Annotated in this window: 5 protein-coding genes; 4 read left to right on the forward strand and 1 reads right to left on the reverse strand. The window is 37.1% G+C overall.

All coding sequences use genetic code 11. The features are described 5' to 3' along the window. The first annotated feature begins 333 nt into the window (after positions 1–333). The 3 genes from H6X70_RS14420 to H6X70_RS14430 all read left to right on the forward strand — a co-directional run bounded on the left by H6X70_RS14420 (position 334) and on the right by H6X70_RS14430 (position 10,254). Positions 334–4,905 carry an HYR domain-containing protein gene (locus H6X70_RS14420; RefSeq protein WP_194768400.1) on the forward strand — a complete coding sequence of 1,524 codons (4,572 nt, stop codon included), beginning with the start codon at positions 334–336 and terminating at the stop codon, positions 4,903–4,905. A 334-nt stretch (positions 4,906–5,239) separates the two neighbouring features. Then, entirely contained in the window at positions 5,240–9,250 is a 4,011-nt protein-coding gene (locus H6X70_RS14425) for a T9SS type A sorting domain-containing protein (protein WP_194768401.1), read from the forward strand. A 143-nt stretch (positions 9,251–9,393) separates the two neighbouring features. Further along, the gene (locus H6X70_RS14430; protein WP_194768402.1) at positions 9,394–10,254 is read left to right on the forward strand and encodes a hypothetical protein; all 861 of its coding nucleotides are present in this window, start codon (positions 9,394–9,396) and stop codon (positions 10,252–10,254) included. A 54-nt stretch (positions 10,255–10,308) separates the two neighbouring features. On the opposite strand, the gene H6X70_RS14435 is transcribed toward H6X70_RS14430, so the two are convergent. Then, a complete protein-coding gene (locus H6X70_RS14435; protein ID WP_194768403.1) occupies positions 10,309–11,478 on the reverse strand; it encodes a DKNYY domain-containing protein in 1,170 nt (389 codons plus the stop codon). Between the two features lie 181 nt (positions 11,479–11,659). On the opposite strand from H6X70_RS14435, the gene H6X70_RS14440 reads away from it, so the two are divergent. Then, positions 11,660–12,073: an HYC_CC_PP family protein gene (locus H6X70_RS14440; RefSeq protein ID WP_194768404.1), complete on the forward strand. Its 414-nt coding sequence runs from the start codon at positions 11,660–11,662 to the stop codon at positions 12,071–12,073. Positions 12,074–12,113 lie beyond the last annotated feature (40 nt).

Raw genomic sequence — 12,113 nt, forward strand, 5'->3', positions numbered from 1 at the left:
AAAATACTTAATAAGTATTTCTGGAAGTAATAAATTGGCTATGGCTAATAATGAATCTGATGGCATTAAAAATTTTTATTCAAAGGTCTTGCTTTTTTAGATGCTCCACAACTTTTGAGATTGACCCGGTATCTGTTACTTATACATATAAAATAATTCTATTCGCTTAGGCTTTTTTGATATGCATTAGAAATGTTATGTAAATTATGATGATTTAGCTTCATGTATTAAAAATCACATTCTAGATGTTAATTACTAAACGGATGGTATATAGGTTGCAAAATATTAATAAATTTGTCTTAAATTTTTATTTTAATCTTAACCGGAAAAAAGTTGAAAAAAAATTACAAACAACAAATTATATTAACCTTGTTAATGTGTTGCATTTCCATATTCACAGGAAATGCCCAGAGTATCCAACAATTAGGAACCACGTTTTACGGAACAAATCAAAACGATAACGCAGGGACTGCTAGTGCTATATCAGATGACGGAACTAGAGTTGCCGTTGGTTACCCTGGTAGTGATGAAGGTAACAACGATTCTGGACAGGTTCGGGTATTCGATTTTGTAGGAGGTGCTTGGACACAGGTTGGCGGGAACATTAATGGTGTGGCAGCAGGTGAGCACATGGGAGGTAATGTTGCGATTAATAAGGCAGGTAATATTCTGGCCATTTCGGGAGGGGGACAGACTAATACCAGAGGTATTATTAGGGTATATGAGCTTATTGCAGGCACATGGACACAATTAGGAGCTGATATTAATGGGGTAGATCTATCGGACCATCTTGGAGTAGTAATGGATTTAGATGCATCAGGTACTGTTTTAGCTCTTGGTGCCCCTAATAGTTCAGTAGGGAATAGTGGTTTTCTTAAAGGGTATGTAAAAGTTTTTAAATATTCAGGAGGTATTTGGACTCAAATAGGGGCGCAACTAAATGGTGCTCATTCTTATGAAACATTTGGAGCAGGAATAGCGCTAGACGATAGTGGAAACCGTTTGGCTGTGGGGGATTCTGGTGCTAATTCTTCAGTAGCAAATTTTACTGGAAAAGTAAATATTTATGATAAAGATGGTTCTAATAATTGGGTGCTTAAAGCAGAAATTTATGGATTAAAACAATTTGATTACTCGGGAGCATCGGTTGATTTAAGTGCTAATGGCAATATACTAATTAGTGGGTCGAGTGAACATACTGATACTAGAGGTGCACAGGCTCGTGTTTATGATATATCTAATATTACATCTCCAACTCAAATTGGGGCAGATATTACAGTTGAAAGTTTTGAAGATTTAGCAGCTCCCGTATCTATTTCCAATAACGGTAATCGGGTATTAGTGGCAGGGCCCCACCGAAATGTGAATGGTCATTATACGGGATATGTACGAATTTTTGATAACATTGGAGGAACCTGGACCCAGATTGGAGGAAATATAAACGGTGAGGCTTCAGAAGATCAATTTGGAGCTAGTGCTGCTATAAATGGAGATGGCAGTACATTGATAGTTGGTGCGGATCATTATGATGTCAACGGTACGGTGTCAAATGCAGGTCAAGCAAAAGTGTTTTTTATTGATGAAGCTCCAACAGCTGTTTGCCAAAATATTACCGTACAATTGGATGCTTCTGGTAATGCGAGTATTACTGGTGCAGCTATAGACAATGGATCATCTGATCAAGAAGGTCCCGTTAGCTTATCAGTAACCCCAAATACTTTTACATGTGCCAGTATAGGAACTCCAGTAGATGTTACCCTTACTGTTACCGATGGTGTAGGGCAAACAGATACTTGCACGGCCACGGTTATCGTAGAGGATAATATCGCTCCTATAGCCATATGTCAAAATATTACTGTAGCTCTAGATGATACTGGTCAAGTTACTATTACCCCCAATCAAATTGATAATGGAAGTAATGACGCCTGTAGTGTTAATTTAAGTATTGATGTAGATACTTTTGACTGTTCTAATATCGGGGCCAATACAGTAACTTTAACCGTAACTGATAATTCGGGAAATTCAAGTTCATGTCCAGCCACAGTAACGGTTGAAGACACCATGAATCCTACTGTTACTTGTGCAGCCAACGCAACCCGAAATACCGATTCAGGCACATGTGAATATACAGTACAAGGCACAGAATTTGATCCCATTGCTATTGGAGATAATTGTGGTGTCGCTAAAGTGAGAAATAGTATAAATGGAGCAGCTACTCTAAATGGTGTAAAACTACCTATAGGGAATAATACCGTGGGTTGGTTTATAGATGATGTTAATGGTAACTCGGTTAACTGTTCGATGGCTATTACCGTAGAAGATAACCAAGACCCTACTATTACCTGTGCAGCCAATGCTACCCGTGTTGCCGATTCAGGAGTATGTGGTTATACCGTTCAAGGCACAGAGTTCGATGCAACTTCTAATGACAATTGTAATGTTTCAATAGTAAATAATTTTAATCTAACATCTACTTTAGCTGGAGAGGTGATTCCTCCAGGCGTTAACAACATACTCTGGAGAGTGACAGACCCTGGCGGAAATTCTGATACCTGCACTATGTCTATTACTGTTGAAGATAATGAGGATCCAACTCCAGTATGCCAAAATATCACAGTAGCTCTCGATAATATGGGGCAGGCAACTATTCAGGCTAGTCAGATCGATAATGGGTCTACCGACAATTGTGGTATTGCAAACTTGTCTTTAGATAAAACTAGTTTTGATTGTTCCAATATAGGAGCCAATACGGTAACCTTAACGGTAACAGATACTAGTGGAAACACAGCAACATGTACGGCTACGGTTACGGTTGAAGATACTATTAAACCAGTGGTAAGTTGTTTAAATTCTCAAATAAAAGATCGGGATTCTGGCGTGTGTTATTATACTGTGCAAGGCACCGAGTTTGATCCAACCTCAAGTGACAATTGTACTGTGAGTACTGTGACCAACAACATTAATAATATGGCAACTCTAGATGGTGCTCAATTACCGGTAGGAACAACTGCCATTACTTGGACAGTTACCGATAGTAGTGGAAACCAATCAAGTTGTAGTTTTTCTGCAATTATTATAAATCTAGATCCACCTGTAATTGATTGTGTACCAAATGGTACACGAGAAATCGATTCAGGAGTATGTACCTATACTGTTCAAGGTACTGAGTTTGACGCCACTGTTAGCAATGCCTGTAATAACACAACATTAATTAACGATTTTAATGGCGCAGCTACTCTTAATGGCGCTGTTTTACCATTGGGAAATACAACTGTAACTTGGACAGCCAAAGAAGACGGTTTTTCGGATGTTACCTGTACTACAGTTATTACTGTAGAAGATAATGTGGCACCAGTCGCCATGTGTAAAGATGTTGAACTCGCCTTAGACGCCAATGGTACAGCTACCTTAACAGCTAATGATATGGACAATGGTAGTTCTGATAATTGTGGAGGCCCACTTACCTTTAGTTTTTCTAAAACTGATTTTGACTGTAATGATTTTAATTCGGCCTTTTTTATAACAATGACCGTAACTGATGCCAGTGGTAATTCTTCAACTTGTCAAGCAGATGTACTTGTTGTAGATAAGATGGCTCCAGTTGTTACCTGCCCTGGAGACATGTCCTTCGCTACAACCACTGGACTCTGTGATTACCTAGTAGAAGACAGCTCATTAGACGCTACATATGTAGAGAATTGCCCAGACCGGGATGTGGTATTTACCAACGACTATACAGGATCAAGTTCCTTGAATGGTGCGTCATTTCCTGTAGGTGTAACAACGGTAACCTGGACAGCTACAGATAATTATGGCCATACCAATAGCAACAGTGGTAGCTGTAGTATGACGGTAACCGTAGCAGACAATGAGCCCCCAGTGGTTTATTGCGACGTTGCCACTGTGTATCTCGATGCCAATGGTAATGCCAGTATTGATGAATTTGATATTGGAGGCAATACCGGTTTTGATAATTGTAGTGGGACAAACTTAATATTTGATGTTATGCCAAATACATTCGATTGCTTCGATTCCACGGGTGATCAGTCGGTAACCATGACCGTGACGGATGAGAGTGGAAACAGTACCAGTTGTACAACTAAGGTAACGGTATTAGATAAAATTCCTCCTACTTTTACTTGTCCTGCCAATGCAACACGAAGTACCGATGCCAGTTTCTGCAACTATCAGGTACAGGGTACCGAGTTTGACCCTACAAATATTGATGATAATTGCTCCAATCTTGGTTGGACGATCAGTAACAATATTAACTTCAGCAGTACTTTGGACGGGGCTCTGTTCAATCTAGGTGACAATGATGTGATTTGGTCCGTAACCGATTTTCATGGTAATAACACAACCTGTACCATGACCATCACCATTGAAGATAATGAATCACCAACGGCTATATGTAAAGATGCGACAGTGCATCTGGATTCTAATGGCACCGTGACTATATCTAAGGACGACATTGATAATGGTAGTTCTGATAATTGTAGTAGTACATTGACTTATGCTTTTTCACCATCCACTTTTGATAGTTCTGATCTTGGCCCTAATACGGTAACCATGTTTGTTGCAGATGCGTACGGCAATAGTAAAGCCTGTACAGCTACGGTAACCGTAGAGGAAACACTCTCTACAACCGATGTTAATTCAAAACTGCAAGGCGTATCAATTTATCCTAACCCAGCTAGCGATAAAGTAATTATTAGAAACGCTAGGCAAGAATCCTTAAAAACCGCGAAAATATATGATATAAGAGGAAGCCTTGTTAAAAAGGTTAATCTTAATGGCATGGGAGAAACCTTAGATTTAGATATTTCGGCTTTAGAAGGTGCTTTATATCTTCTTAAAGTAGAAGGAGAAAATGGCTCTAAAGAATTTAAATTAATGGTTAAATGATATTAATAAACCTATAAATTATAAAAGCGATTCATTTTTATGGGTCGCTTTTTTTTTGTTAATAGTCATCAATCGTGATAAAATGGATTCAGATTATTTTATTTAAATCAAGAGGTATATATATTACTCTTACATATAAAATAATTCTATTCTCTTAGTTTTTTTTGATATGCATTAGAAATGTTATGTAAATTATGATGATTTAGCTTCGTGTGTTATAAAATCACATTTAAGATGTTAATAACTGGATGTTTAGTGTTCAGACAGAAAATATTAATATTTTTGCACGAAATAAATGATTGTACTAACCTATAAAAGCCTAAAAAATAAAAGGATGAAAAAGAATTACAAACAACTAACGATATTAACTTTGTTAATCTGTTGCTTTTGGGTACTCACAGGGTACGCTCAAACCACCGTAACTAAAAATTATAGTGGACCTACTCAGGAGATAAATGGATGTGGTGGACCATATTGTGCAGATGTAGGTAGTGTTAGTTTTGCTGCAAGTGACTTTCCAGCAGGAGCTGTAATAACCGATGTAAAGGTATCTATTACCTGGCAAAAAACAGCGGGAACCTGTTCTGCCCCAACATCGGAAGACCCTACTAACGCAGAAGTAAGCTTCCAAATCGTAGAAACCGATAGTGGTAAAAATGTAGTTTTAGCGGGACAAACTACCTGGAGAGGAACAACTCCAGGCGGTGTAGTTACAACTATTTTTGATGATAATGCTGCAACAGTACCTTCAGGTACCCCAACGTCTGGAACTTTTAAACCAGCAGAGGTTAACACTTTTGAAGGCCAATTTAAGGGCGAAAATCCTGTTGGCACTTGGTTATTAAAAGCAGGAGATTTGCTTGATAATAATAAGGCACTTTGTGTTTCTAGTTTTTCAGTCACGATTACGGCTAATGCAGCACCTACGGCGGTTTGTATATCTGGAACAGAAATGTTTTTAGATCAAAACGGACAGGCAACTCTACCGGCTCATTTAGTGGATGGAGGGTCAAGCGATCCTGAAGGAGGTGTTACACTTGCTGTGAGTCCAAATACTTTCGATTGTAGTGATATTGGAGATCAAATAGTTACCCTTACAGTTACTGATGCTGCAGGAGAAACAGACACATGTACAGCCACTGTTACAGTAAGCAAAGGGGACGATTTGGCCATTACCGATGCATATCCGGAAGATATTTGTCATGGAGCAGCAGCCAATACTGGTAAAATTAATGTAGAATGGGTAGGTACAGCTCAAGAAGTAGTATTAACACCTAGTGGAGGTACAGCTACAACCTATAATTCAGATTTATTAGATGGAGAATTAGAAATCACTGGTTTGGAAGCAGGAAATTATACTTTAGATATTAATGGAATCTGTGGACAAACGGTTACTACAACCATTGAAGTAAAACAATCGGACGTACTAGCTATTACCGATGTAACACCTAAAGATATTTGTTATGGTGCAGGAATTAATTCAGGAGAGGTTGATATATCATGGGACGGAGGAGTTCTCTATTTTATAGGTATTCGATCTACTTTTCCAGGAGGATCTTCGACAAGGGCTGTTTACGATAACCTTGAAAATGGACAGACTACTTTATATGGCCTTCGTGCGGGTACTCATGAAATTACGCTTAATGATGAATGTGGTAAATCTGTTACTACAACTGTTGAAATTAAGCAATTGGATGAACTTGCCATTACCGATGTCTATTCGGTAGATATTTGTTATGGAGCAGCAGCCAATACAGGTAAAATTAATGTAGAATGGGAAGGTGCGGCCCAAGAAGTAGTATTAACACCAGATGGAGGTACAGCGACAACCTATAATTTAGGTTTAGAAAATGGAGAATTGGAGATTATTAATTTGGAAGCAGGAAATTATACTTTAGATGTTAAAGGAATCTGCGGAGAAACGGTTTCTACAACCATTGAAGTAAAACAATCGGATGAACTTGCCATTACCGATGCAACACCTGTTGATGTTTGTTTTGGTGCAGGAGACAGTACTGGGAAAATTGAGATAGCATGGAACGGAAGCGCCAGCTTTATAGGAGTTACCTCAGTCTATCCAGATGGAGGAACAGGGTCAAGACCAATCTACGACGATCTTGATAATGGGGCTACTTCTTTGCTCTTCTTTAGTGCGGGTACTCATACTATTACTATTACTAATGCCTGTGGGGAATCCGATACTACAACCGTTGAAATTAAACAATTGGATGAACTTGCCATTACCGATGCATATCCGGTAGATATTTGTTATGGAGCAGCAGCCAATACTGGTAAAATTAATTTAGAATGGGAAGGTGCGGCCCAAGAAGTAGTATTAACACCAGATGGAGGTACAGCGACAACCTATAATTTAGGTTTAGAAAATGGAGAATTGGAAATTATTAATTTGGAAGCAGGAAATTATACATTAGATGTTAATGGAATCTGCGGAGAAACGGTTTCTACAACCATTGAAGTAAAACAATCGGACGAACTTGCCATTACCGATGCAACACCTGTTGATGTTTGTTTTGGTGCAGGAGACAGTACTGGGAAAATTGAGATAGCATGGAACGGAAGCATCAGCTTTATAGGTGTTACCTCAGTCTATCCAGATGGAGGAACAGGGTCAAGACCAATCTACGACGATCTTGATAATGGGGCTACTACTTTACTCTTCTTTAGTGCGGGTACTCATACTATTACTATTACTAATGCCTGTGGGGAATCCGATACTACAACCGTTGAAATTAAACAATTGGATGAACTTGCCATTACCGATGCCTATTCGTTAGATATTTGTTATGGAGCAGCAGCCAATACAGGTAAAATTAATGTAGAATGGGAAGGTGCAGCTCAAGAAGTAGTATTAACACCAGATGGAGGTACAGCTACAACCTATAATTCAGGTTTAGAAAATGGAGAATTGGAAATTATTAATTTGGAAGCAGGAAATTATACATTAGATGTTAATGGAATCTGCGGAGAAACGGTTTCTACAACCATTGAAGTAAAACAATCGGACGAACTTGCCATTACTAGTGCAACACCTTCAGAAATTTGTTATGGAGCAGGAGATAGTACTGGGAAAATTGATATAGAATGGAACGGAAGCGCCAGCTTTATAGGTGTTACCTCAGTCTATCCAGATGGAGAAACAGGGTCAAGACCAATCTACGACGATCTTGATAATGGGTCTACTACTTTACTTTTCTTAAGAGCTGGTACTCATACTATTACTATTACTAATGCCTGTGGAGAATCTGATACTACTACGGTTGAAATTAAGCAATTGGAAGAACTTGCCTTTACCGAAGCAAATGCGTCAAATATATGTTTTGGAGGAGCAGCAAATTCAGGAAAAATAAATATAAAGTGGGTCGGAGATGCAGAAGAAATTACAGTAACTTTTGGAAGTACCACTTGGAACTATACGGATGCCTTGGAAAGTGGTAGTTTAACTATTGAACCTCTTGAGGCTGATACATACACTATTGAAATATTGGACTTTTGTGGGGAAACGGTTTCTACAACCGTTGAAGTAAAACAATTGGATGAACTTGCCATTACCGATGCAACACCTATAGATATTTGTTTTGGTGCAGGAAATACTGAAGGAAAAATTGATTTAACATGGGACGGAGGAACTCTCGACTATATAGGCATTGACTCTACTTATCCAGATGGTGGATCTAGCGGACATACATTCTTCGCTAATCTTGATAATGGGCAGACTACTATAGACGGTCTTCGTGCGGGTACTCATGAAATCTCTCTTAATGATAAATGTGGTAAATCTGTTACTACAACCGTTGAAATTAAACAATTAGAACCAGTGATTACTTGTCCTCCGGACGAAACTGTACAAGCTGCTGTAAGCGGAACTTATATGTTGCCAGATTACATAGCAGATAATAAAGTAACGGCTACAGATGGATGTGGAGCTAGTGTTTCATTAACGCAATATCCTGTCGCAGGGACAGATTTAGGTGTAGGTAAACACACAATCACCTTCAGTATACCAAATGGATTGGGTGCATTTAGTTGCTCGTTCGAACTTACTGTAGAGGATGCGCTTTCTACAACCGATGTTAATTCAAAACTGCATGGTGTTTTAATTTATCCTAACCCTGCTAGCGATAAAGTAATTATTAGAAACGCTAGGCAAGAATCCTTGAAAACCGCGAAAATATATGATATAAGAGGAAGCCTTGTTAAAAAGGTTAATCTTAGTGGCATGGGAGAAACTCTAGATTTAGATATTTCTGCTTTAGAAGGTGCTTTATATCTTCTTAAAGTAGAAGGAGAAAATGGCTCTAAAGAATTTAAATTAATGGTTAAATAATATTAATAAACCTATAAATTTTAAAAAGCGATTCATTTTATGGATCGCTTTTTTTTTGTTCTAATTCACTTGGAATCAAGCTGTAGTGAATTTATCTATATTTGTAACACCAAATCTATTTATTAAAATTAAACCACTATGTTATGAAAAAAATTTATGTATGTGCTTTAGCTGTTCTTGGCTTATTATATTCTTGTAGTAATTCTGATGATGATACAAATCATGACGCTAAACTTATTGTAAAGCTTAAATTTGATAAAGATCAAGTACGATTAAATAATGTTGGCGAACCTGCTACTATTGCTCCTGGGCATGCAGCTCAAACTCCAGAAATGAAACTGATGAGTGCTCATTATTTAGAATTAGCACCCAATGCAACAACATTATTAGGAGAAGGAGAGGTTTTATACAAAGGCGAAGAAACTTCAAAAGGAGGAGAATCTGCTATAGATTTTAATAAATCAATTTTAGTAGAGGATGGCGAGGTTTTTTTAGAAATACCTTTAAGTCAATTGAATCCAGGAACTTATAGTTGGGTTAGAATTTCGGCTTCGTACGAGGAAGGGGATATTAAAATTTTAAATGATGGTAACGAGTATAATGGTACTGTAGCAGCTTTTTTAGGTTATATCAACTATATTGAATCATTTTCTATAAATGAAGAGACCGTTGAGGTTAATGAAAATAAACTACAAGGATTTTGGGCTTTCGAGGCTGAAGGACTTGTTTTTCAGGGACAGGCTCCAGAAGGCGCAATTACGGTTCCAAACCCTTTATTTGAAACGTCTCCAATTCCAGAGGGGTCTTGTGTTTTAACTGGAGAGTTTAGTAATGCATTGAAAATTTCAGGAAACGAAACTCAAGACATAACATTAACCCTTTCTTTCTCTGTAAATAATAGTTTTGAATGGGAAGAGGTTGTAAATGATGGAAAATACGAACCAACTGCAGGAGAAAATGTAGTTGACATGGGATTAAGAGGTCTTATACCCTCTATAAATTAAACAGGTTTATCAAATAAAGCCCTGTTAGTATCAAATCTAACAGGGCTTTTTTTATTAGTCATCTTTACGAATTTCTGTACCCATATAATCGTGGTTTTTATCGCTATAAATCCAACCACCTTTTTCTTTAGGCCCAAAGCTTTCAATATCGACACCTTCCATTTTTTCGCCCCAAAAGTAAACATGGTTTTTATCTCTAGCATATGCCGCGTAATCATAAAGTTTAAAAGTTTCTAAATCGGCACCCACAATTTTTTTACCATAACAAAATACAAATTGATCGTTTGTAGCATAAGAGCGCGTCGGACTCTCAATCACCTTAAAATGTGCTCTGTCGGCATCTTCAACTATATTACCATCATAAAGAACTTGGTTGTCAAATAAAAGATAGTCTTTATCGGTGGCATCAACCGAATTAAAATCTTCGTAGCTAAATTTATTCAGTTTATTTACTTCTTTACCATTTTCCCAACCTACAAAGTCATATATAAATTTGGCATCAGCTACATAACGATCATTAAGTGATTTAAAGGTTTTCGCTTCAATGTTACAAGGTATAATTTCAAACGATTTTTTTATGTAAACACGGTGCTCATCTTTACAAAAATTACTGTTTATCGGAGTAAAACTTTCATAATCTACATCTAATCTTTTATAATAATAAAACCAGTTTTTAGCATCTTTTCCCCAACTCCAATCTTCTAGTCTTTGGTAAGTTTCAGGATCGGCACCAGCTACAATAAAAAGGGTGGTTTTAATATTTAAGTTGTCGGTAAAGGAAAACGGCAAGTCGTCTGTCGCAATATATACATGGTTTTTATCGAAAGCCATGGCGTCTTTAGCTCTAAAGGAAGGCATGTCTACTTCATTATCAATCATGTTTTCTTTATAGAAAATATGGTCTTTATCTTTTCCATAATCTCTTGCTAAGGGTGTAAATGATGCTACATCTGCATTTACTTTATTATTTCCTAATGAAAACCAATTTCCCATAGGGCTGTAGCGTATATCTTTCTTAAATTTTCCATAGTAGTAGTTGTTTGAAACGGCTTCATTTACCGCTCCTGAAAAAGGACTACAAGCCTGTGATAAAAAGGAACCTATGGCTAAAACTAGGGCTGCGATTGGCGATAGCTTTGATTTTGTTATGATTTTTACAATACTATTTAATAACATAATGGCTATAATTAGGGCTAAGTAAGGATGGTTGGTAATAAATGACATGCATCGAATGTATAAACAATTCAAAAAGTGTTTTTGGTAAAAACCTGTGAATTTAAAATACCTAAAGGTAATTTCCTAATGAAAATTGTATAGGAAACATTAAATAACATGCTGTCGAATATTTTAAAACCTTGTTAAAAAATAAGCTGCGATTTAAATTTTTGTAACTTTGTCATTCATCATGAAAAAAGTATTTCGAAAAATAGCGTCTCTTTTAATGGCATTTGTAGTTTTATTTTCTACAATGTCTTTTGCTGTAAACATGCATTATTGTGGCGATAAATTAGTGGATGCTTCTATTTTTCATAATGCAGAAACCTGCGGAATGGAAATGAACGCATTGCCAGTTGAAGGCTGCGAAATTACCAAAAAAGACTGTTGTAACGATGTTCAGGTCGTAGTTGATGGTCAAGATGAATTACAAGTTTCTTTAGATAAAATTACTTTCGAGCAACAACTTTTTGTTGCTTCTTTTATATATACATATATCAACCTTTTTGAAGGTTTAGATAAAAATGTCGCTTCGTTTGAAGCTTATAATGCGCCACATGTCATCAGGCAAATCTTCAAGCTTGATGAGTCATTTTTAATTTGATTTTAAAATAGTTACCAAATATATTCTATTGATTTTTAAT

This window comes from Tamlana sp. I1 (assembly GCF_015355625.1).
Lineage (GTDB): Bacteria > Bacteroidota > Bacteroidia > Flavobacteriales > Flavobacteriaceae > Pseudotamlana.